We start from the raw sequence: 22581 nt of genomic DNA on the forward strand, positions 1-22581 counted from the left end.
CAACTCATGACGACACCCGAAGCCCAGCCGCGCATGACCGCGGTCGTCTGCCACGGCCCCGAGGACTATCGCGTCGAACAGGTCGCGATGCCGCGCGCCGGTACGAACGAGCTCGTGATTCGCATCGCCGCGTGCGGGATCTGCGCGAGCGACTGCAAGTGCTACACCGGCGCCAAGATGTTCTGGGGCGGACCGAGCCCGTGGGTGAAGGCGCCGGTGATCCCCGGCCATGAATTCTTCGGCTACGTGGAAGCGCTCGGCGACGGCGCGGCCGAGCATTTCGGCGTGGCGCTGGGCGACCGCGTGATCGCCGAGCAGATCGTGCCGTGCGGCAAGTGCCGCTATTGCAAGTCGGGCCAGTACTGGATGTGCGAGGTGCACAACATCTTCGGCTTCCAGCGCGAGGTCGCCGACGGCGGGATGGCCGACTACATGCGCATTCCGCCGACCGCGATCGTCCACAAGATCCCGCTCGGCGTGTCGCTCGAGGATGCCGCGATCATCGAGCCGCTGTCGTGCGCGATCCATACGGTGAACCGCGGCGACGTCCAGCTCGACGACGTCGTCGTGATCGCGGGCGCGGGGCCGCTCGGGCTGATGATGACGCAGGTCGCGCACCTGAAGACGCCGAAGAAGCTCGTCGTGATCGACCTGCTCGACGAACGGCTGGAACTCGCGCGCCAGTACGGCGCCGACGTGACGATCAACCCGCAGCGCGACGACGCGCGCGAGATCGTCCGCGCACTGACCGACGGCTACGGCTGCGACGTGTACATCGAGACGACCGGCGCGCCGGTCGGCGTGAACCAGGGGCTCGACCTGATCCGCAAGCTCGGCCGCTTCGTCGAATTCAGCGTGTTCGGCGAGGACGCGACCGTCGACTGGTCGATCATCGGCGATCGCAAGGAGCTCGACGTACGCGGCGCGCACCTCGGGCCCTACTGCTATCCGGTCGCGATCGACCTGCTCGCGCGCGGGCTCGTCACGTCGAAGGGCATCGTCACGCACGGTTTCGCGCTCGAGGACTGGGACGATGCGATCCGCATCGCAAAGTCGTCCGAATCGATCAAGGTGCTGCTGAAGCCGGCCCGCTGACGGCCGGCGTGCGCCTCACCGGAGACATCATGGAATACGTCATAGGCGTCGACATCGGCACGCAGAGCACCAAGGCGCTGCTGGTCGACCGGCACGGCACGATCGTCGCGCGGCGCTCGGCCGGCTACCAGCCCGATACGCCGCGCCCGCTATGGGCCGAGCAGTGGCCGCAGGTGTGGTTCGACGCGGTGCTCGCATGCATCGCCGGCTGCGTGAGCGACGCGCGCGCGCAGGGCGTGCCGGCCGATGCGATCCGTGCGGTGTGCGTGAGCAGCCTGTACGGCGGCTCGGGCGTTCCGGTCGACATCGACATGCGGCCGCTGCATCCGTGCCTGATCTGGATGGACCGGCGCGCGACCGCGGAAGTCGACTGGGTCGACGAGCACGTGAACGTCGAGCGGCTGCGCGTGATCACCGGCAACGGCGTGGACAGCTACTACGGGTTCACCAAGATGCTGTGGCTGCGCGACCAGCGGCCGGACGTGTGGGCGAACGTGCGCTATTTCCTGCCGCCGAACGCGTACGTGATCTATCTGCTGACCGGCGAAGTCGCGGTCGATCACAGTTCGGCCGGCAATATCGGCGGCGTGTACGACGTCGCGCGCCGCGAGTGGTCCGACGATGCGCTCGACATGCTCGGCATTCCGGCGACGATGATGCCCGAACGGCTGGTCGACTCGACCGACGTCGTCGGCGGGCTGCTGTCGCAATGGACCGCGCAACTCGGGCTGCCGGCCGGCACGCCCGTCGTCGCGGGCGGCGTCGATGCGGCGGTGGCGACCTTCGCGGCCGGCGCGACGCGTACCGGGCAGCACGTCGCGATGATCGGCACCAGCATGTGCTGGGGCTACGTGAACCGGCACGTCGATGCGCGCCACGGCCTCGTCAGCATGCCGCACGTGTTCGACGGGCAGCGCGACCTGTACGTGTTCGGCGGCGCGATCACGGCCGGCGCGTCGGTCGCGTGGTTTCGCGACCAGTTCTGTCACGCGGAAATCGATGCGGCGCGCCTGCTGCCGCACGGCGATCCGCACGTGCTGCTCGAGGAGGCGGCCGAGCGCGTGCCGGCGGGCGCCGATGGCGTGCTGTTCCTGCCGTATCTGATGGGCGAGCGCAGCCCGGTATGGGATGCGAAGGCGAGTGGCGCATTCGTCGGGCTGAGTCTCGCCCATACGCGTGCGCATCTTTATCGTGCGGTGCTCGAAGGCGTCGCGTTCGCGTTGCGCCACAACATCGAGGCGGGCCGCCGCGGTGCGGTGACGCTGGACGATCGATTGATCGTCGTCGGCGGGGCCGCGCATTCGGCGCTGTGGATGCAGATCATCGCGGACGTGACGGGTTTTCCGGTGTGGACGATCGAGCAGGACGTCGAGGCCGCGATGGGCGCGGCGCTGCTCGCGGGTGTCGGCGCAGGACTCGTGTCGCGCGATGACGCGCAGGGCGGCTGGGTCACGCTCGTCGAGCGCGCGCGGCCCGATGCCGAGCGCGTGCAAGCGTACGACGCGCGTTTTGCGCTCTACACGGCGCTCTATCCGGCACTCAAGCCGATCATGCACAAGTTGGGCACCTCATCATCATGAACACACGATTCGATTTCGGCGGGTCAACGGTGCTCGTCACGGGCGCGTCCAGCGGCATCGGCCGCGCGTGCGCGGTCGCGCTGGCGCACGCAGGCGCGCGCGTCGTCGCGGCGGGGCGCGACATGGCCGCGCTCGACACGCTTGCCGGCGAGATTGCGTGCGATACGTTGCGCATGGATGTCGGCGGCGACCAACACGCGATCGATGCGGCACTCGCCGCATACGATGCGTTCGACGGCCTCGTCAATTGCGCGGGGATCGCGTCGCTCGAACCGGCGCTCGATGTCGAGGCCGCACATTTCGATCGCGTGATGGCCGTCAATGCGCGTGGCGCGGCGCTTGTCGCGCGGGCCGTGGCGCGCAAGATGATCGAACGCGACGGACGCGGCGCGGCGCACGCACGGGGCAGCATCGTCAACGTGTCGAGTCAGGCGGCGCTCGTCGGCCTGCCCGCGCATCTGAGCTATTGCGCGTCGAAGGCGGCGATGGACGCGATCACGCGCGTGCTGTGCATCGAACTCGGGCCGCACGGCATTCGTGTGAACAGCGTGAACCCGACCGTCACGCTCACGCCGATGGCGCAGTTCGCGTGGAGCGAACCGGAGAAGCGCGCGCCGATGCTGGCCGCGATTCCGCTCGGCCGATTCGCGGAACCGGACGAAGTCGTCGCGCCGATCCTGTTTTTGCTGAGCGATGCGGCGTCGATGATCAGCGGTGTGTCGTTGCCGATCGACGGCGGATATACCGCGCGCTAGACCGCGTCACGGAAGTAGCGCGCTGCATTCGCGGAGCGGGGCAGTGTGCGGCTAGACCGGGTCCTTGCTCGGCGGTCCGTCCGGTTGCTGCGGGTTGTCGTGATGGCCGGGCGGCGACGAGAACGGATCGTCTTCCGGATCGCGGTTCGGGTCTGCCGGTGGCTCGGGCGTCGGGGTCGTGTGGTCGCTCATGGAGAACTCGCGCAGTGCGTGACGGCGGTGGCGCGGCGGACGCGCCTCGTCTCCGTTATAGCCAATCGGGCGCGCGTTTGCAGCGGGATTCTTGCGACGGGTCGTCGATCGTCGGAGAAATCCGCCTATTGGCGATGTTCGTGCGTGAACTTGCGCTTTCGCGCGATCGAAGTCAGCGCAAATCCGCCGGTGTGTCGACGTCGCGCAGGATGCCCGGATCGTCGACGTCGAGCAGCGTCACCGGCGCGCTGGCGAACAGCGCGCGGGCACCTGCGTCGCCGTCGAGGGCGGCGAGCGCCTCGAAGTGGTGCGCGGCGAAACCGACCGGATGGCCGCGCACGCCGCGATGCGCGGGCGCGACGATCGACGCGCCGTCGGCTTCGAGCGCGCGTGTGACCGTTTCATAAGTGGAAGCCGCGATCCACGGCATGTCGCCGAGCGCGACGAGCCAGCCGTTCGCGTCGGGCGTGGTGCGGACGCCGGCCGCGAGGCTGGCGCCCATGCCGCGCAACGCGTCGGGGGCATAGACGACCTGACAGCCGGCTTCGTTCAGCAGGATCGCAAGCTTTTCGGCGCCGGGACGCACGACGGCGATCACGTCGGCGGTGGCTGCCGCGAGACGACGGGCCGCCGCGACCGCCACCGGCGTGCCGTCGGGAAGCCGGGCGAGCAGCTTGCTGTGCAGGCCGCTCGGGTCGAAGCGTTGACCGAGGCCGCCGGCGAGCAGGACGCCGGTGGCGAGTGACGCATAGGACATCGGCGCGGGGGGAGTGAGACAGGTGCTGCGATTGTGCGGGAGCACACGGGGATCGGCAAGTGAGGATGTTACCGGGTCACGCGTGCCGGATCGGGAAAACCGTCATCGCGACGCTTCGTCGAGCATGCTTTCCTCGACAGGACCGTAAATTGCATGCGATTCGTTCTGCATGACGGCCCAATAGCGATCGCCGAACGACCAATGCCACCATTCGGACAGGTAATTCGTGAAGCCGGCGCGGGCAAGTGGTGCGACGACGGCTACGGGCCGCTAGCCGATATGGGACGGGGCGGCCGCGGTCGTTTTGGTCGGACGAATCGTCGATATGCGGGAGTCAGGCGGAAGATGCGCCGTGGTTCGACCCACGGGCGGGCGACGCCTACCAGAGCGTCTTGACGTGCGCGTACGCGCGGATTTTTTCGTCGCGGGTGACGAGCGGCGCGCCGAGCCGCCGCGCGGTCGCGACGATCATGCGATCGGCCGGATCCTTGTGGAACGTGCCGGGCAGGTCGGTGGATTTCGCGGCGATGTCAGCATCGATGGGCACGAACCGCATGCCGTCGATCTGCGCGACGGTGGCGAGCCACGCGTCGACATCCATCGTCAGTGCGAGTCGGTCGTTGCGCACCAGCATCGCGATTTCCCACGCGGAGATGGCCGATGCGGCGAGCGCACCTTCGCTCCGTGCGCGATCGATCGCGCTTCTCGCCTTCTTGCTGAGCGCAGGGTCGCCTGCCACCCACCACACCAATGCATGCGTATCCAGCACGATCACCGCGACGCCTCCCAATCATCTTCCGCAATCGGATCGAGAGGATTGTCGTAGCGCATGACCGAACCGCGCAATATGTCCAACGGCTGAGCTTCGCGCGAGCGATACGGCCGGATCTCGAGCGTCGGCCTGCCGTGGTCGGTGACGATCAGGCTTTCGCCCGACGCCTCGACGAGCCGGAAGTATTCGAGGGCGCGAGCCTTGAATTCGGATTTCGATACGGGAGCGTGCGGCATCATGATATGAGCATGGTCATTTGACGATGGTCATTTTAGACCCGCATTTCGACGCGGCGCAAGCGCCGTGGAGCGTGAGCGGCTCACGCTACGCGTCCGCCCACTTCCGCAACAGGTTGTGATAAATCCCGGTCAGGGAAATGACCATCGGGTCCTTCGCGCCTTTTTCCGCCGACAAAGCCTGAATCTGCGTATCGAGCTGAAACAGCAGCGTGCGATCGCCATCGTCGCGCACCATGCTCTGGATCCAGAAGAACGACGCCACGCGTTCACCCCGCATCACGGGCGTCACGTGATGCAGGCTCGACGCCGGATACAGCACGAGATCGCCTGCCGGCAGCTTCGCGCGATGCACGCCGTACGTATCCTCGACGCACAGCTCGCCGCCGTCGTACGCGTCGGGTTCCTCGAGGAACAGCGTCGCCGACAGGTCGCTGCGCACGCGGAAATCCGTGCCGCGCAGCAGCCGGATTGCGTTGTCGACGTGCGTGCCGAACGTCTCGCCGCCGGCATAGCGATTGAACAGCGGCGGAAACACCTTGAGCGGCAGCGCCGCCGAAAAGAACAGCGGATGGCGGGCGAGTGCGTCCTGGATCGCGTCGCCGACGGTGCGTGCGACCGGCGACCCTTCCGGCAATTGCCGGTTGCGTTTCGCGAGCGCCGACTGCGCGCCGGACGTCGCGTTGCCGTCGACCCATTCGGCGGCATCGAGCAGATCGCGGCATTGCGCGACTTGCGCTCGGGTCAGTACGCCGGGGATATGAAGCATCATGGTGCGGATTCCATTGCGTCCGGCGCCAGTTGCATGGCCGCCGAACGAAAAGCGTCGAGCGGCGACGACACCAGATACGCACGCATCTTCGCGATGAACGCGGGTGTCGCGGTGGCCGGCACGCGGGCGAGCCACGCGAGCGCTTCGTCGACGCGCCCGCGCTCGGCGAGCAGCCGCGCATAGTTGAACTGGCCGCGAAAATCGCCGGCTTCGGCCGCACGGCGATAGTGGTCGAACGCGGCGTCGGTATCGACCGATACGACCCAGCCGTCCTCGTAGAAGCCGCCGATCAGGTTGATCGATTTCGCATGGCCGAGCGCGGCCGCGCGGCGAAACCAGTCGAGCGCGTCGGCACGGTTCTCGTCGACGCCGTTGCCGAGCGCCAGTGCAGTCGCGTAGTTGTACATGCCCCAGTCGAGCCCCGCCTGCGCGGCGAGCCGGTACCAGTACACGGCGACCGGCGCGCACGCGGCCGTGCCCCAACCGAACTCGTAACAGCGCCCGAGCATGTTCATCGCCATCGGGTGACCGGCCCGCGCCGCGTGCCGGAACCAGTTGAGCGCGGCGGCCGGGTCGCGTGCGACGCCGTGCCCGTCGAGCAGGTATTGCCCGTAGACGGCCTGCGCGTCGACGATGCCGTGGTCGGCCGCCGCCGCGACCCACGCGGCGGCGCGCTCGGGCGGCCCGGCCAGGATGTCGGCGAACTCGCGCGGCGATACCGACGCGAGCGCCTTCAGCGACACGGCCTCCATCGATCAGTAGCGCGCGTTCAGCGTGACGAACGCCGAGCGGCCCGGCGCGATCGACGCATAGTGCGCCGGATACGCCTGATCGAAGTACGTGCGGTTGAACAGGTTGTTCACGTTCAACTGCAGGTCGAGCTTCTTGTTGATCCGGTACTGCGCCATCGCGTCGAAGCGCCAGTACGACGGCACGGCGCGCTGGTTCGCGGGATCGCCGAACACTTCCGACATGTAGAACGCGCCGCCGCCGACCGTGAACTTCGGCGTGACGTCATAGTTCGACCACATCGTGAGGCTGTGCTTCGGCGTGTTCGGGAAGCGGTTGCCGTTGTTCGCGGCGTCCTTGCCGTTGTCGCGCAGTTGGCTCTTCATGTACGTGTAGCCGCCGAACACCTGCCACTGCTTCGTGATCTGGCCGGCCAGGCCGAGTTCGAGACCCTGCACGCGCTTGTTGCCGACCATCGCGTACTGGTTGTTCGGCAGCGTCACGCGTGCGTTCGTCGTGTCGATCTGGAACAGCGCGGCCGTCAGCGACAGCTTGTCGTTCAGCACGTTCCACTTCGTGCCGAGCTCGATGCTGCGGTTCTTCTCGGGCGCCATCTGGTCGGCGTTCGGGCCGACGCCGCCGCGGCCCGGCGTGAGCGACTGCGTTTCGCTGCCTTCGCCGAGCAGCATGCCGGCCGGCGTCGACGACGTCGCATACGACGCGTAGATGCTGCCGTTCTGCGCGGGCTTGAACACGAGGCCGGCCTGCCAGTTGAACAGCGTGTCGTCGCGCGTATAGGTCTTGCCGCCGTTGGCCTTGGTATCGGTGAAGCGGGTCGAGTAGTCGTCGACGCGCACGCCGGCGTTCACCTGCCAGCGCGGCGTGATCTCGATCGTGTCGAAGCCGTAGATCGACTTCGTCGTGGTGCGCGCATGCGCGTAGTCGTTGTTGCGCGTGATCGAACCGGCCCACGGATCGTTCGGGTTCGGCGACCACAGGCTCGTGCAGTTGTAGCCCGACGCCGCGCCGATGCCTTTCTGGCAGATCGTGCCCTTGTCGGTCGCGACCGTGTACGAATCGCGCTTGCCCCATTCGCGGGACAGCTCGATGCCGGTCGTGAAGCTGTGCTTGAACGGGCCCGTGCGGAATTCGCCGAACAGCTCGGTCAGGTTCGCGAGGCTGTTGATCGAGCTGTTGCGGTTGTTGTTGCGGCGCCAGACCTTGCCGTTCACCACGTTGCCCTGGCTGTCGTCCGGCTGCGTCCAGATGTAGTCCTGCGTCGATTCCGTGTAGCGCGTGGTGTTGCGCACCGTGAGGTTCGGCGTGATGTCGTGCTCGATCTTGATCGTGCTGATGTCCGACGTGGTCTTGCGGAAGTCGCGGTCGATCAGGCCGTAGAAGTTGTGACGATCGACGGGCGCAGGATAGATCGTGCCGACGTTCGCGGGCTTGTTCGACGTCGTGTAGAAGTAGGGGATGCCGCCGTCGGGCATGTCGTCCGTCTGCAGGTGGTAGTAGCTCGCGGTCACGCGCGTCGGCGTGCCGAGGCCGAACGCGATCGACGGCGCGACGCCCCAGCGTTCGTTGTTGACGGCGTCGCGGCCGGCGACGTCGTTGTTGTGGCTCATCAGGTTCAGGCGGAACGCGGCGTGATCGGCAAACTGCCAGTTGCCGTCGGCGGTAAAGCGGCGATAGCGGTCGGTGCCGAGGCCCGCGCTCGCGGCGGCCGTCGTGCCGAGATGCGGGGCCTTCGTGACCAGGTTGATGCTGCCGCCGGCGCCGCCGCGGCCGCCGTATGCGCCGTCGGAACCCTTGGTGATCTCGACGCGTTCGGTGTTGAAGATTTCGCGCGTGGTGGCGCCCGTGTCGCGCATGCCGTCGACGAACATGCTGCCCTGCGTGTCGTAGCCGCGGATGAACGGACGGTCGCCGAGCGGGTTGCCGCCTTCGCCGGCGCCGAACGTGATGCCGGGCACGGTGCGCAGCGCTTCGGTCAGCGTTGCCGCGCCGCTGCTCTGGATCAGTTCCTGCGGGATCACGGTGACGGATTTCGGCGTGTCGACGAGCGGCGCGGTGAATTTCGCGGAAGCGGAAAAGTCGGCCTTGTAGCTGTGCTCGGTCTTGCCCTGGATCTCGATCGGCGCGAGGTGGCCTTCGGTGCTGGCGGGCGCCGCGGGCGGCGTGCCGTCGGCGAACGCGGGGGTCGCGGCAAGCACGCTGCACAAGGTGGTGAATTTGCCGAGCTTCAGCTCGTCCGGACGGGATTTCATGGTGCGCTTCGACCTCGCGGTGTGGCCCCGGAGGCACTGCGATACGGAAATGTGCACGCCGCCGGGAATTATTACGATTTGTTTTCAGGCGGCATTCTATGTAATTTCTTTCTAAATGAGAAGCGTTCTTGTTCGCGTTTGTAACAGAATTGTTGACGAATGTTGCGGAGGGGTTTGGAGCGGCTGGAGGGCGGGAATGGCCGATTGGCCGAATGTGACGGGATCGTTGGGCGGGCTAGAGTGGATGTGTCGCGACGCAATCGATGTGACTGCAAGATGCCGGGATGACCGTATTGGAAGCATTTTGAAGGGATGCGCCATGCCTGCGATGACCGTTCGCAATCTGCGGCGCGAAGTGCATCGCGCTTCGGATTCGCGCTGCCCGGCACGGGCGCAGCATCGAAGCCGAGGTGCGTGACATTCTCGATCAGGCCGTTCTGCCAGGCAGGCGGCGTCGATTTCGACGTCGAGCGCGACAAAATGCCAACCCCTCCGATGAGTGTCGAATGATCCTTGTTGATACGAACGTCATGACCGAGCCGCTCCGGCGCGAGCCGAACGCGGCGGTGGTCGAGTGGCTCGATGCGCAGAACGTCGAGACGTTGTTTCTCGCCGCGATCAGTCTCGCCGAAATTCGATTCGGCATTGCGGCGTTGCCGGAAGGGCGACGGCGAGACAGGCTGCATCAGGGCATCGAGCAGCGCGTGCTGTCGCTGTTTCGAGGCCGGATCCTGCCGTTCGACGATGCGGCGAGTAAAGCGTATGCGAGCTTTCGGGCGCGGGCCCGTGTTGCAGGTAACGCGATCGCGCACCTCGATTGTTTTATCGCCGCCACGGCCGAGGCGAACGGCCTGATCGTGGCCACGCGCGACGTCTCGCCGTTCCAGGCGTTGGGCCCGCGCGTCATCGACCCATGGGGTGAGTAGTTCGCGACTGTCGGTTCTTTCACCGCGCCGAAATGAAAACGCGCCGTGCAATACGGCGCGTTTCGAATCGAGCAAGCGTGGCCGCTCGCTGAGGCGATGGCGGGCGGGCATGAGGCTTCCGGTGCGGCGTCAGTCGATTCCGTGAAACACCGCATCCTCCGGCCCCAGGTACGCCGGCGGCCGCCACGTCGCGTCGCGCATCGAATGCTGGACGAGATTCTCGACACCGAGCAGCACCGCGAAGATCGCCATCCGCACCGGAATGCCGTTGTCGGTTTGCCGGAAGATCGCGAGACGCGGGTCGCGGTTCAGGTCGACCGACAGGTCGTTCGCACCGGGCCGGCTGTCGCGCGGCAGCGGGTGCATGATCAGCGTATCGGGCTTGCACGCCGAATCGACGAGCGCCTGGTTGATCTGGAAATCCGGCGTGTAGCCTTCGAACGATTCGTCGGTGAAGCGCTCCTTCTGGATCCGCGTCGCGTAGACGACATCCGCGCCGCGCAGCCCGGCCGCGAGGTCGGTCGTCTGCTCGACCACATGGCCGTTCGTCGAAATCTGGTCGACGATGTACGCGGGCATCTCGAGCGTCGGCGGCGACACGAGCGTGAACTTCAGCCCGCGGTACAGCGCGAGCAGCTTGACGAGCGAGTGCACGGTGCGGCCGTATTTCAGGTCGCCGACCAGCGCGATGTGCGCGCCGTCGACGATCTTGCCGAGCCGCGAAAACTCGCGCTGGATCGTATAGAGGTCGAGCAGCGCCTGGCTCGGGTGCTCGCCGGGGCCGTCGCCGCCGTTGATCACCGGCAGGTTGGTCGCGCGGGCGAACTCGGCCACCGAGCCTTTTTCCGGATGGCGGATCACGAGCGCGTCGACGTAGCCGGCCATCACGCGGCTCGTGTCGTAGATCGATTCGCCCTTGGCCATCGACGAGAACGTGAAGCCCGTCGTGTCGCACACCGAGCCGCCGAGCCGGCAGAAGGCCGCGCCGAACGACACGCGCGTGCGCGTGCTGGCCTCGAAGAACAGGTTGCCGAGCACGGCGCCTTCGAGCACGCGCGAAATCTTGTGGCGCCGCGCGATCGGCTGCATGACGTCGGCCACGCGGAACAGCGCCTCGACCGAATCACGCGAGAACTGGTCGACCGAGATCAGTTGCGGCTTGCCTTCGAACAGGAACTGCTTCGCGAGCCCTTGTTTGTCTACGCTTTGCGTATAGTTCTCGCCGTCCGGCGCCGAGCGTTCGACGATTTCCGACACGAAGCGCTCGACGATCTCCGGCATTCCGCGCGATTCCTGCGAATCGTCCGGAAGCAGCCAGGTATCCAGCGCGCGCCGGCTGACGCCGATGCGGTTCGCGAATGCCTCGCGGGTCATGTTGAGGCGGCGCATCGCGTCGCGGAGGAAGGCTTGCTGGGGAACGGTCATCGGCGGCTCCTGGCGGAAAATATACGCGATGCGTATATTAGTTCGTGGCGCGATGAAGTCAAGAAAAATCTGCGCACCCGTGGTGTGGCGCGCCGGACACTCGGCGGGGCCGTACTGGCGCGCGGCGTGCGTCTCCGTATAATCAGGTCAGGCCCCGTGTCCGGCAGCATGCCGGGCGCCACGCCACAAACGATTCGCCCGGTCGGGCTTGTTGATTCCAAGGAGAATGAGAATGACGCGTACGATTGCTGCAATGCTGCTGGTGGTGACCGCCGCGCTCGCCGGTTGCAATACGGTCGCCGGCGTGGGCCAGGATATTTCGAAGGGCGGCCAGGCGATCAGCGATTCGGCTGAAAAGGCCAAGTAAGCCGACCAGTTCCGGCATGCAGAAGGCGCCGGGCCTTCCCGCGATGGCGGGGCGGCCCGGCGCCTTTTTTGCGCGCGACGCGACGCCGGCGGCGTCAGGCGCGCTCCACGAACGCGTAGCTGCCGTCGACCTTGCGCGGCGTGAACCAGCCGTAGTCGGGGAACAACCGGTTGCGGACGAACCACACGTAACCGACCAGCACGACCGTGATCGCGAGGCTCGGCAGCGCGGCCGCCGGATCGCGCCCGAGATCGGCGACGGTCTTCGGCATCTGCAGCAGCGACAGCAGGATGAACGCGTGATACGCGCCGACACGATGGGTCGCAAAGCCCCAGATGAACAGCAGCGACAGCGGCACGGTCAACGCAAGGAATACGGCGACGAGGACGGTGCCGGCGCCGGATGCGAAGAAGTAGTACGCAAGCATCAGGCTGATGACCAGCTGGGCGATGCCGAGCGCGATCAGGATCCGGATGTGCACCTTGTTGTTGCGGCAGCGTTCGGGGTCCGGGCGCGACGCGATCAGGTGCGCGAGCACGCGATCCTTGAGCCCCTGTCCGGACAGTTCGGCCAGCGCGTCGGCCTTCCTCGTTCCCGCGGACAGCAGCACCGCGATTCTTGTTTTGGCTTCCTTCCTGTTCATTGCTTGGCCGATTGTTGTTCGATGGTTGTCAAAGGGTCCGGCCACGCGAATATTGCATCTTGCGCAGCCGTGCGCAACGGTTTTGCGGTGCGCGGACACATTCCTACAGTCGCCGGCTGCATTGCGGGGAAGGTGGCGATCGGCAGGCGATGCGATGGCAGGGCGCCGCCGCCGTTTCCGCCGGGACGAGATGAACGCGAGTCAGTCGGTGGCGGTCTGCGCGGCGAGCGTCGTGCGTGATTCGACGGGCGGCCCGCGCCGCCGCGTCGCGCCGACCAGCATGCCGGCGACGACGAGCGCGATGCCGGCGACACGCGTGCCGGTCAGCGTTTCGCCGAACAGCGCGACCGCGAACAGCACGGCCGAAACCGGCGCGACCGCGGTGAACAGGGCCGCCTCGGTGCCGCTCGTGCGCGCCGAACCCGCATACCAGCACAGGTAGCCGAGCACGGTCGGAATCAGCGCGTAGTACACGATCGCCGACACGGCGCCGACGGTCCAGCCGCTCGCTACCGCACGCCATTCGAACGCGGCCGGCACGAGTGCGAGCACGAAGCCGAGGCCCGACATCGCGGTGGAGAGCGCAAGCGGCGGCAACGGCGCGGCAAGCCGCCGGTTGAGCAGGATGAAGACCGCTTCGCATGCGACGGCCGCCAGCACCAGCGCATCGCCGGCAAGCGTTTGCAGCGATGGCGTCGCGTGCCCCGGCGCGAACGTGACGAACAGCACGCCGGCCGTGGCGAGCGCGGCGGCCAGCCAGTCGCGCGGCGTCTGCCGCTCGCGCAGCACGACGGCCGCGATCAGCGTCGACATGGCCGGCAGCGTGCCGAGCATCACGCCCGCATCGAGCGGCGACGACAGTTTCGTGCCGCTGATCAGCAGCACCGTATAGCCGACGCCGCCCGCCGCCGCCTGGACGACGAGCAGCACGGCGTCGTGTGCGGAAATGCGCGGCCAGCGCATGCGCTGCGCGCGCATCAGCGCGAACAGCAGCGGGGTCGCGATCAGGAAGCGCAGCGCGGTGGCCGCGAACGGCGGCAGGCCGCCGGCCGCGAGACGGCTCGCGATGACGGTGCTGCCGACGCCCGCCATCGCGGCGGCGAGATAGAGATAGCCAGTCAGTCGTGTCTTCATGCGCCGCATCGTCGCGTGCGGCGGCAGGGGGCGTCTTGAACGAAATTGCAGCCGAGGGGCGCGCTGAATGCGGTGTGCGGTCGGCGTGCACGCATGCGATCGGTCGCGGCTGCGGTTGAGGTTGAGGCGGCAACCACCTGCGAATGCGGTGCGCCCGGAGGCCTCGTACCGCGCTGGCGATAGCGTCGTTATCCCGCCTGCGTGAAGCGCCCCGGCGTGATCCCGAACTGACGCGCGAACGCGCGCGTCAGGTGGCTCTGATCGGCGAAGCCGGCTTCGGCCGCGGCATCGGCGATCGGCAGGCCGCTCGCCAGCAACGCGCGCGCCAGCCGCGTGCGCGACTGAACCAGATAGGCATGCGGCGTGATGCCGAGCTCGCGCGCGAAGCCGCGCAGCAACTGGAAGCGGCTGACGCCGCTCAGGTCGGCCAGCTCGGCGAGCGACACGGGGGTGGCCGGCGCGGCGTCGAGCCGCTCGCGGGCGACGCGCACCGCCGGCGCGACGCCGGGCACCGGCAGCGTGCGGTTTGCGTGCCGGGCGAGCAACCCGGCGACGAGCATCACGAGCGCTTCGTCGCGGGCCAGCGGCTGGGTTTCGCCTGCGACGACGCGCGCATGCAGCCGGCCGACGGCGGCCGTGAGCCGCGCGTCGCGCACGGCCGGATGCGCAAGCTCGACGCCGCCGACGCCTTCTTCCGCCGCGACGCCCGCAACCAGCGCCGGCGCGAGGTACAGCATCCGCCAGCGCCGGCCGGTGCCGGCCTCGAGCGGCGAGCCGTCGTGCATCTCGCCCGGGTTGACCATGATCGCGTCGCCGGCGAGCGCGTCGACCTGCCCGCGGCCGCTCCACGACCGGTGCGCACCGCTGACGATCACGCCGACCCCGAATTCGTCGTGCGCGTGGCGCGGAAACGCGCGGTCGGATTCGAGGCTGATCGCCTCGATGCCTTCGCCGGTGCGTCGATAGTGGGTGACACGGTGCATGTGCGCTCCTCGCGCCGGTCGCGGCGCGGTTCCCGTGCACTTTAGCGCGTTCCGGCGCCGCGCGCCCTTCATCCGTTTGGCGGATACCGCGCGGCGCGCGCAGCCCGCACCATGTGCATATCAGCAGCGTACACGGCCCGCCGGGCCTGAAGCTGCGCGGGAGAGGGCAGGTGGAACGACAGGATCCGGTATTCATTCAGGTGGGCGCGCTCGCGGACGGCTTCGCGCCGGAGGCGAACGTCCTCGCACCCGTCGACGCGCTCGCCGGGCGGACGCTGACGCTCGGCGACGTCGCGGGCGCGTGGCGCGTCTATACGTTCGAGCCGGGCGCGCTGCAGTGGCGCGATGCGGCGACCGACACGGACGGCCGCGCGCCGTGCCGCGTCACGCGGTTGCGCGACGGGCTGTACTTCGTCGACTACATCGATGCCACTGCTCGGGCGACATCGGTGAGCCTCGTGATCGATCTCGACAGCGGCGCGTGGACGTCGGTCGTCGGTACGCTGCCGACGGAGGCCGACACGCGCATCGATGCGTTCACGCGCGTCGCGCGCGGGCTGCCGCTGACGGCCGTCGATGCGCAGTTCCGGCACGGCACGCTCGGCGGCCATGTCCGGCCGGGGCCGCTGCATGCGCCCACGCGCGAGCTGATCGGCAAGCGGACGATGTATCGCTACAGTCCGACCGAGTGCTACGAGCACATCTATCTGAACGAGAACTTCTACGCGTGGCAGTGCCTGCAGGGCGTCGAAGGCGGGCTGGCCGACGTCGACCGCTGTCATTACTTCAGGATCGCAGACGAACTGTATTTGTTCGTGTGGCGCGAAAAGGTGGTGCCGACGCTCGGTGTCGTGCTGATCGACCTCGCGCAGCGCAAGACCGACGGCAAGATCTTCGGCTATCAGGGCGGCGATTTCGGCACGCTGTCGAATTTCCAGGTCGGCGCTTACGCGCAGGTGCTGAACGAAACCGTGCACCCGCTCGGCGACGAGGCGCAGCGATGACCGCCGTGCCGGGCAGCGGCCGCCTGCGTGCGGATTTCAGTGGGCGTGTCGTGCTCGTCACGGGGGCCGCGCAAGGGATCGGCGCGGCGATCGCGCGCCGTTTCGCGGAATCCGGCGCGTTCGTCGCGGTCGCCGACCTGAACGGCGACGCGGCAGCCGTGCAGGCCGACGCGCTGGTCAGCGCAGGCGGCGACGCACGCGCGTATCAGGTCGATGCCGCGAGCCGGGACGAACTGGATGCGCTCGTCGCGGCAGTCGAGCGCGACGGCGGCCGGCTCGATGTCGTCATCCACAATGCCGCGTATTTCCCGTTGACGCCGTTCATGCAGATCGACGCGCCGACGCTCGACCGGACGCTGTCGGTCAACCTGTCGGCGCTGTTCTGGCTCGCGCAGGCTGCGTTGCCGGCATTCGAGCGCGCGGGGGCCGGGCGGCTGCTCGTCACGTCGTCGGTGACGGGGCCGCGCGTCGTCTATCCGGGGCTTGCGCATTACGCGGCGTCGAAGGCGGGCGTGAACGGCTTCATTCGGGCGGCGGCGCTGGAGCTGGCGCGCCGCAACGTGACGGTCAACGGCGTCGAACCGGGGATGATCCGCACGCCGGCGGCCGGCAATCTCGGCGACGCGTCGGTCGCGGCGCAGATCGCGCGCGACATTCCGCTGGCACGGATGGGCGAGCCGGAGGACATCGCGAACGCGATGCTGTTTCTCGCGTCGGCCGACGCGGCGTACATCACCGGGCAGACGATCGTCGTCGACGGCGGCGCGACCTTGCCGGAGAGCGGGGCGGTGTTGGGGGACGGGTAGCGGTGAGGCGGCGAGGGCGGTGATTGCGGCGGCGGCGTGCCGGCATCCGCGTGCGGCCCGCGCCATGAGGGCCATGCCGCACGCCCTCACCGCGACTACAGCCAGCCGTTGCGGATGAATTCGACGATCGAATAGCGACGATGCTCGAGATCGTGCTGCCGGACGGCTTCGACGATGCGCGATACGCCATCCGCGTAGGGCGTCGCGCCGGATACGCGCGATTCGAACCGCAGGCTGCATGCGCCGTCGTCGATGCGTATGCGGTGAACCGCATGGCGGCCGAGCTGATCGTCGGCGATGCCGAATTCGCTGCGCTGCACGTCCGGGTCGCGCACGGAGCGGATGTCTTCCGGCCGCACGCCGAGCGACTGGGCGATGCCGACGGCGGTGCCGGGCACCGACGTCTTGCCGGCCTGATGCGACTCGGTCACGCTGATTTCGCAGTCGCGAAACAGGTGGCCGCTGGTTTCCAGCATGCTCATGAACTTGAGCATCAGGATGTTCGTGTTCGGACACAGCACGACCGGAAAGCCGTACGTTCCGGTTTCGAGGTCGGAGCCGGTCGACAACTCGATGAGTGGCGACGCGCTGGCCTCGCAGAACGCGATCGCGGCGGCGAGTTCGCGGCCGGAACCGGCATGGACGACGATCGACCGGGCGTCGGTTCGCGCGCTGTCCGACCACGGCATCACGCGACAGGTGGCCGGGTCGAGCTTGTGCGAGCCGAGCAACTCGTTGGCGAGCTTGCCGGTTCCGATGACGAGTACTTGCATGGGATTGACGGGTTGAGGTTCGGGGTGCGAGACGGCGGTGGCGCGGGTCGTCGGGCAGGCCAGGCCGGCTGTCGTGCCGCGCGCCACGCATGGCGGGCATCGCGCATTATGCCCGGCCGTCCGACGGCGTGCTCGTCGGCCCGCGCAGGCGGCGCACCGACGGGCGACGTATGGGCCGCGATCCATTTCGCGATGCCGCCGCCAGCTTTCCGTCGACCTGCCGCCGACCTCCCTCCCGGCCAGCCACGGCGCACCGACGGGGGAACCGCGCCACCGCACCCTCATCCCGTGCGCACGAACGCATGAACGGCGCTACGCTGTCGGCATTTCATCCCATCACCCTCGATCCAGGAGAACACATCGATGGAACACGAACTGAAAGGCAAGGCAGTCGCGATCACCGGCGGCTTCGGTCATCTGGGCGTCGCGACGGCCGCGTGGCTCGGCGAGCGCGGCGCACGCGTCGCGCTGATCGGCCGCGGCGCGGCCCCGGCCGCGCAGGCGCTGCCCGGCGTGCCGGCCGATGCGCTGCGCATCGGCGGCATCGATCTCGTCGATCCGCAGGCCGCCGCGCAGGCGCTCGACACGGTCAACCGCGAATTCGGGCGGGTCGACGCGCTGCTGAACATCGCCGGCGCATTCGTGTGGCAGACGATCGCGGACGGCGATGCCGCCACGTGGGACCGCATGTACGAACTGAACGTGAAGACGGCGCTGAACGCGTCGAAGGCCGCGCTGCCGTACCTGGTGGCGAGCCAGGCCGGCCGCATCGTCAACATCGGCGCGGGCGCGGCATTCAAGGCCAGCGCGGGGATGGGCGCGTATGCGGCCGCGAAGGCCGGCGTCGCGCGGCTCACCGAGGCGCTGGCGGCGGAACTGCTCGATCGCGGCGTGACCGTGAACGCGCTGCTGCCGAGCATCATCGACACGCCGCCGAACCGCAAGGACATGCCCGACGCCGACTTCTCGCGCTGGGTCCGGCCCGAACAGCTCGCGGCGACGATCGGATTCCTGCTGTCGACCGACGCGCAGGCGATCACCGGCGCATCGATTCCGGTGAGCGGCCGCGTCGCGTAGTACGCCGGGGGAGGGCTCGCCGGGTTCGGCCGTGCGTACAATGTCGCACCGGATTGCGCGACCCGAACTCAAGACCTGAACCCGAGACCGAACCTGAGGCCATGACTCAGCCCACCATCCTGATCGTCGAAGACGAACAGGCGATCGCGGACACGATCGTCTATGCCCTCGGCACCGACGGCATGCAGACCGTCCACTGCACGCTCGGGCAGGCGGCGCTCGACCGCCTGCGCGATACGCGTGTCGATCTCGTGGTGCTCGACGTCGGCCTGCCGGATCTCAGCGGCTTCGAGGTATGCCGGCGGCTGCGCACGTTCACCGATATTCCGGTGATTTTCCTCACCGCGCGGCACGACGAGATCGACCGGATCGTCGGGCTCGAGATCGGCGCCGACGATTACGTCGTCAAGCCGTTTTCGCCGCGCGAGCTGGCCGCGCGGGTGCGTGTGATCCTGCGCCGCTTCCACCGGACGGCCACACCGGAACCGGCGCCAGCATCCGCGCTTGCGGAGGCGCCAGCACCGGTCGCCCCCGGCTTCACGCTCGACACCGACGGCGCGCGCGTGGCATGGCTCGGCCACGCGCTGGACCTCACGCGCTACGAATTCGGGCTGCTGGCGCTGCTGGTCCGGCATCCGGGCCGCATCTACTCGCGCGAACAGTTGATGGATCTCGTGTGGCACGAGGCGCTCGACTCGGCGGACCGCACGGTCGACACGCACATCAAGACGCTGCGCGCCAAGCTGCGCGCGATCGACCCCGAGCGCGACCCGATCCGCACGCATCGCGGGATGGGTTATTCGCTGCAACCGTAACGACCGGCACCGCCCATGCATATCGGCCTGCGCATCTTCTTCGGCTTTTTCCTGATCGTCGGCCTGGCCGCGCTGATCACGCTGCGCGTGTTCGTGCAGGAGGTGAAGCCCGGCGTGCGCGAAGCGATGGAGGATACGCTCGTCGATACCGCGCAGGTGCTGGCGACGCTGGCCGCCGACGACATGGCGACCGGCCACATCGCCGACGGCACGTTCGCGCGGCAGCTCGGGAAACTGCACGAGCGGCCGGTCAGCGCGAACGTGTGGGGCATCCAGAAGAACGCGATCGGCTACCGCCTCTACATCACCGATGCGCACGGCATCGTGCGCTACGACTCGGCCGGCAGCGCGGTCGGGCAGGACTATTCGCGCTGGAACGACGTGTACCGGACGCTGCGCGGCGAATACGGCGCACGCAGCACGCGCAGCGATCCGAACGACGACAGCAGCACCGTGATGCATGTGGCGGCGCCGATCCGGCGCGGCAACGAGATCATCGGCGTGCTGACGATCGCGAAACCGAACCAGACGGTCGCGCCGTTCATCGCGCGCAGCCAGCGCAAGATCATGCTGTACGGCGCGTTGCTGATGGGCGGTGCGATCCTGATCGGCGCCGCGTGCACGTGGTGGCTGGTGCTCGGGCTGCGGCGCCTGCAGCGCTATGCGCGCGCGATCGCGGCCGGCGAGCGCGCGTCGATGCCGCTGCAGGGCGCGAACGAGCTGGCCGAACTGGGGCGCGCGGTGGAAAGCATGCATCAGCGGCTGGAGGACCGGCAGTACGTCGAAACCTACATCCACACGCTCACGCACGAGATGAAGAGCCCGCTGGCCGCGATCAGCGGCGCGGCCGAGCTGTTGCAGGAAGACATGCCGGTCGCGAACCGCCGGCGCTTCACCGAGAACATCCGCCGCCAGGCCGGCCGTCTCGAACAGATGATCCGCAAGCTGCTCGCGCTGGCCGAGGTCGAGCAGAAGCAGCGGCTGTCGGTGCACGAGCCGGTCGCGCTGCGGCCGGTGCTCGAACAGCTCGTCGACGATATCGAGCCGCGCGCGCGGCAGCGCGGCGTGAGCCTGCGGATCGACGCGCACGATGCGGCCGATCCGCCGATCGTCGACGGCGATCCGTTCCTGCTGCGGCAGGCGCTCGGCAACCTGCTCGACAACGCGCTGGATTTCGCGCCGCAAGGCAGCACGATCCGGATCGCGCTCGAGCGGCAACCGGCGGGCAGGGCGCACGTCGCGGTCGTGCGCGTCGTCGACGACGGCCCCGGCGTGCCGGACTATGCGCTGTCGCGCGTGTTCGAACGCTTCTATTCGCTGCCGCGCCCCGACGGGCAGGATCGCAGCACGGGCCTCGGGCTGTGTTTCGTCCGCGAAGTTGCGATGCTGCACCGCGGCCAGGTCGCGCTCGCGAACCGCGCGGAAGGCGGCGCGTGCGCGACGCTCACGCTGCCGTCGGCCGGCTGAGCGCGCTTCACGCTCGCCACACATTCGCTTCACGCCGGCTTCAATCGCCCTTCACCGGGGCCGCTCATGCTGACCGTACCTTCCACTCCGGTACCTGCCAGCAATGAATCGAGTCCTGTTGTTCAAGTCCATGATCACCGCGTTTCTCGCGCTGGCGATCCTGATCCCGCTGCAGATGGTCCAGAGCATCGTGCGGGAACGTGCCGACTATCGGCAGAGCGCGCTGCAGAGCATCTGGGCGAGCTATGCGGGGCCGCAGACGGTGACGGGGCCGGTGCTCGTCGTCCGTTACACGGAAGTCACGCGCGTGAGCGAGGACGTGCGCGCCGGCGGCAAGGCGAAAACCAGCCTGAAAAGCGAGACGAAACGGCTGCTCGTGTTCCCGAAGACGCTGAACGTCGACGGCACGCTGTCGGTCAGCGTGCGCTATCGCGGCATCCACAAGGCGCTCGTGTACGGGCTCGACAGCCGGATGACGGGCACGCTGCCGCTGCCGGACCTGAAGAAGCTGCCGCAGGCCGACGGCCACGTGAGCTTCAAGATCGACGGCGCGTACGTCGCGCTCGGCATCGGCGACCTTCGCGGGCTGAAGGCGCAGCCCGACCTGCGCATCGGCGGCAAGCGGCTCGACGTGGAGCAGGGCACGCGGCTCGACAGCCTGCGCCAGGGCGTGCATGCGAACGTCGATCTGGCGGCGCTGGCGGACGCAAACGCAGGGGCGGCGGTCGTGCCGTTCAGCATCGGCCTGCCGCTCGCGGGCGCGGAATCGGTCGCGTTCGCGCCGGTGGGCGACCAGAACGACTTCTCGCTGAAATCGACGTGGCCGCATCCGAGCTTCGGCGGCGAGTTCCTGCCGGCCGAGCGCACGGTCGATGCGCGCGGCTTCGTCAGCAACTGGCACGTGACGTCGTTCAACACGAAGGCGCGCGAGCAAGTGGCGTCCGGCAACGGCGGGGGCGAGATCGAGATGGCGTCGGTGTCGGTGATCGAACCCGTGAACGTCTATCTGCAGGCCGAGCGCGCGACGAAATACGGCGCGCTGTTCGTGATGCTCACGTTCGCGAGCTTCTTCATGTACGAGCTCGTGAAGCGGCTGCGCATTCACCCGATCCAGTACACGCTGGTCGGCCTGTCGCTCGCGCTGTTCTTCCTGCTGTTGCTGAGCCTGTCCGAGCATATTGCGTTCGGCTATGCGTATCTCGCGGCGAGCGGCGCATGCATCGGGCTGCTCGGCTTCTACCTGTCGTTCGTGCTGCACAGCGTGAAGCGCGGCGCGACCTTCACGGTGCTGCTGGCGATGCTGTACGCGGCGCTCTACGGGCTGCTGCTGTCGGAAGACAACGCGCTGATGCTCGGTTCGCTGCTGCTGTTCGCGATCCTCGCCGGCATCATGACGCTCACGCGCCGCGTCGACTGGTATTCGCTCGGCGCCGCGTGGCAGCCGCTCGCCGACAAGCCGGCGGCCGTGAAGCCGGGCGCGCCGGCGAAGTAAGCGAGCGGGTGGCGAACAAGCGCGCGCCGGGCGGGAATACAGCGGCCGACGCGCGCTTTCATGCGGGCCCGATGCCTTTCACGAGGCCATCTCAGGACGACGAAACCGCGCCAGCGGAATCTCGGCGATGGCCGCGATCTCGATCAGCAGGTCGGGACGGTAGAGCCGCTCGACCTGAACGGTCGTCGTCACCGGATAAGGTTCCGCGAAGTACGTCTTGCGGATATCGCCGGCCTGCGTGAATGCGTCGATGTCGGTGGCGTAATGGACGAGCGAGATCACGTCGCGCATCTGCCCGCCCAGTGCGGCCAGCACGTCTCGGATGTTGTCGAGCGTTTGCCGAACCTGGGCGCGCATGTCCCCGGCGCCGACGACCTGGCCGTCGCGGTCGAGCGCGACCTGGCCCTTCAGATGCACGATCCGGCCGTCGCCCTGGATCACGGCCATCGAGAACGCGCCGAACGGCGCCCAGACTTCCGGTGGATTCACGGCTTCGGCCATCGCGCAGCTC

The 22581-nt window shown here is 68.1% G+C and carries 24 protein-coding genes; 11 read left to right on the forward strand and 13 right to left on the reverse strand.

Going from position 1 to position 22581, the window contains the following annotated elements; translation table 11 throughout:
* The first annotated feature begins 6 nt into the window (after positions 1-6).
* The 3 genes from HWX14_RS10455 to HWX14_RS10465 are packed head-to-tail and all read left to right on the forward strand — an operon-like array spanning position 7 to position 3430.
* Positions 7-1095: an alcohol dehydrogenase catalytic domain-containing protein gene (locus tag HWX14_RS10455; protein ID WP_175882652.1), complete on the forward strand. Its 1089-nt coding sequence runs from the start codon at positions 7-9 to the stop codon at positions 1093-1095.
* A 29-nt stretch (positions 1096-1124) separates the two neighbouring features.
* Positions 1125-2675 (forward strand): FGGY-family carbohydrate kinase, encoded by a 1551-nt coding sequence (locus HWX14_RS10460; RefSeq protein ID WP_175882653.1) that lies wholly within the window; start codon positions 1125-1127, stop codon positions 2673-2675.
* Complete coding sequence (locus HWX14_RS10465; RefSeq protein ID WP_175882654.1) at positions 2672-3430, forward strand: SDR family oxidoreductase; 759 nt, start codon at positions 2672-2674, stop codon at positions 3428-3430. The genes HWX14_RS10460 and HWX14_RS10465 overlap by 4 nt, the downstream gene beginning before the upstream one ends.
* 51 nt (positions 3431-3481) lie before the next feature.
* On the opposite strand, the gene HWX14_RS10470 is transcribed toward HWX14_RS10465, so the two are convergent.
* The 7 genes from HWX14_RS10470 to HWX14_RS10505 form a co-directional block, all read right to left on the reverse strand.
* Positions 3482-3622, reverse strand: coding sequence for a hypothetical protein (locus HWX14_RS10470; RefSeq protein WP_012339712.1), 141 nt, complete (start codon positions 3620-3622; stop codon positions 3482-3484).
* 172 nt (positions 3623-3794) lie between these two features.
* Complete coding sequence (locus HWX14_RS10475) at positions 3795-4379, reverse strand: nucleotidyltransferase family protein (protein WP_175882655.1); 585 nt, start codon at positions 4377-4379, stop codon at positions 3795-3797.
* Between the two features lie 379 nt (positions 4380-4758).
* Positions 4759-5154 (reverse strand): type II toxin-antitoxin system VapC family toxin, encoded by a 396-nt coding sequence (locus HWX14_RS10485; protein ID WP_089470610.1) that lies wholly within the window; start codon positions 5152-5154, stop codon positions 4759-4761.
* Positions 5151-5390, reverse strand: a complete 240-nt coding sequence (locus tag HWX14_RS10490; protein ID WP_175882656.1) for a type II toxin-antitoxin system Phd/YefM family antitoxin — start codon at positions 5388-5390, stop codon at positions 5151-5153. Before HWX14_RS10490 ends, HWX14_RS10485 begins: the two co-directional genes overlap by 4 nt.
* An 85-nt stretch (positions 5391-5475) precedes the next feature.
* Positions 5476-6159, reverse strand: coding sequence for a Fe2+-dependent dioxygenase (locus HWX14_RS10495; RefSeq protein ID WP_175882657.1), 684 nt, complete (start codon positions 6157-6159; stop codon positions 5476-5478).
* The gene (locus HWX14_RS10500) at positions 6156-6911 is read right to left on the reverse strand and encodes a tetratricopeptide repeat protein (protein WP_175882658.1); all 756 of its coding nucleotides are present in this window, start codon (positions 6909-6911) and stop codon (positions 6156-6158) included. The genes HWX14_RS10495 and HWX14_RS10500 overlap by 4 nt, the downstream gene beginning before the upstream one ends.
* A gap of 3 nt (positions 6912-6914) precedes the next feature.
* Complete coding sequence (locus tag HWX14_RS10505; protein ID WP_175882659.1) at positions 6915-9158, reverse strand: TonB-dependent siderophore receptor; 2244 nt, start codon at positions 9156-9158, stop codon at positions 6915-6917.
* 506 nt (positions 9159-9664) lie between these two features.
* On the opposite strand from HWX14_RS10505, the gene HWX14_RS10515 reads away from it, so the two are divergent.
* Positions 9665-10084: a type II toxin-antitoxin system VapC family toxin gene (locus HWX14_RS10515; protein ID WP_175882660.1), complete on the forward strand. Its 420-nt coding sequence runs from the start codon at positions 9665-9667 to the stop codon at positions 10082-10084.
* A gap of 129 nt (positions 10085-10213) precedes the next feature.
* Here the strand turns inward: HWX14_RS10515 and HWX14_RS10520 are convergent, their stop codons facing one another.
* Positions 10214-11509, reverse strand: a complete 1296-nt coding sequence (locus HWX14_RS10520; protein ID WP_175882661.1) for an aspartate carbamoyltransferase — start codon at positions 11507-11509, stop codon at positions 10214-10216.
* 232 nt (positions 11510-11741) lie between these two features.
* On the opposite strand from HWX14_RS10520, the gene HWX14_RS10525 reads away from it, so the two are divergent.
* Positions 11742-11876 (forward strand): entericidin A/B family lipoprotein, encoded by a 135-nt coding sequence (locus HWX14_RS10525; protein ID WP_006485835.1) that lies wholly within the window; start codon positions 11742-11744, stop codon positions 11874-11876.
* Positions 11877-11970: 94 nt separating this feature from the next.
* Here HWX14_RS10525 and HWX14_RS10530 read toward each other — a convergent pair whose 3' ends face one another.
* The 3 genes from HWX14_RS10530 to HWX14_RS10540 form a co-directional block, all read right to left on the reverse strand.
* Positions 11971-12519 (reverse strand): permease, encoded by a 549-nt coding sequence (locus tag HWX14_RS10530; protein ID WP_175882662.1) that lies wholly within the window; start codon positions 12517-12519, stop codon positions 11971-11973.
* Between the two features lie 201 nt (positions 12520-12720).
* Positions 12721-13653 carry a DMT family transporter gene (locus tag HWX14_RS10535; protein WP_175882663.1) on the reverse strand — a complete coding sequence of 311 codons (933 nt, stop codon included), beginning with the start codon at positions 13651-13653 and terminating at the stop codon, positions 12721-12723.
* Between the two features lie 188 nt (positions 13654-13841).
* Positions 13842-14636, reverse strand: coding sequence for an AraC family transcriptional regulator (locus HWX14_RS10540; RefSeq protein ID WP_175882664.1), 795 nt, complete (start codon positions 14634-14636; stop codon positions 13842-13844).
* Positions 14637-14806: 170 nt separating this feature from the next.
* Between HWX14_RS10540 and HWX14_RS10545 the strand changes: the two genes are divergently transcribed.
* Both HWX14_RS10545 and HWX14_RS10550 read left to right on the forward strand, forming a co-directional pair.
* Positions 14807-15640, forward strand: a complete 834-nt coding sequence (locus HWX14_RS10545; RefSeq protein ID WP_175882665.1) for a molybdenum cofactor biosynthesis F family protein — start codon at positions 14807-14809, stop codon at positions 15638-15640.
* Complete coding sequence (locus HWX14_RS10550) at positions 15637-16446, forward strand: SDR family oxidoreductase (protein WP_175882666.1); 810 nt, start codon at positions 15637-15639, stop codon at positions 16444-16446. The genes HWX14_RS10545 and HWX14_RS10550 overlap by 4 nt, the downstream gene beginning before the upstream one ends.
* A 95-nt stretch (positions 16447-16541) precedes the next feature.
* Here HWX14_RS10550 and HWX14_RS10555 read toward each other — a convergent pair whose 3' ends face one another.
* The gene (locus HWX14_RS10555; RefSeq protein WP_175882667.1) at positions 16542-17219 is read right to left on the reverse strand and encodes a dihydrodipicolinate reductase C-terminal domain-containing protein; all 678 of its coding nucleotides are present in this window, start codon (positions 17217-17219) and stop codon (positions 16542-16544) included.
* Between the two features lie 363 nt (positions 17220-17582).
* Here HWX14_RS10555 and HWX14_RS10560 point away from each other — a divergent pair, with 363 nt between their 5' ends.
* From HWX14_RS10560 to creD, 4 genes are all read left to right on the forward strand, one after another.
* Entirely contained in the window at positions 17583-18296 is a 714-nt protein-coding gene (locus HWX14_RS10560) for an SDR family NAD(P)-dependent oxidoreductase (protein ID WP_175882668.1), read from the forward strand.
* Positions 18297-18397: 101 nt separating this feature from the next.
* Entirely contained in the window at positions 18398-19111 is a 714-nt protein-coding gene (gene creB / locus HWX14_RS10565) for a two-component system response regulator CreB (protein WP_175882669.1), read from the forward strand.
* 15 nt (positions 19112-19126) lie between these two features.
* The gene (gene creC / locus HWX14_RS10570) at positions 19127-20578 is read left to right on the forward strand and encodes a two-component system sensor histidine kinase CreC (RefSeq protein WP_175882670.1); all 1452 of its coding nucleotides are present in this window, start codon (positions 19127-19129) and stop codon (positions 20576-20578) included.
* 103 nt (positions 20579-20681) lie between these two features.
* A complete protein-coding gene (gene creD / locus HWX14_RS10575) occupies positions 20682-22070 on the forward strand; it encodes a cell envelope integrity protein CreD (protein WP_175882671.1) in 1389 nt (462 codons plus the stop codon).
* Between the two features lie 78 nt (positions 22071-22148).
* On the opposite strand, the gene HWX14_RS10580 is transcribed toward creD, so the two are convergent.
* Positions 22149-22571, reverse strand: a complete 423-nt coding sequence (locus HWX14_RS10580) for a RidA family protein (protein WP_175882672.1) — start codon at positions 22569-22571, stop codon at positions 22149-22151.
* Positions 22572-22581 lie beyond the last annotated feature (10 nt).

It is taken from the genome of Burkholderia sp. BCC0044 (genome assembly GCF_902832955.1).
Taxonomy (GTDB): Bacteria; Pseudomonadota; Gammaproteobacteria; order Burkholderiales; family Burkholderiaceae; genus Burkholderia.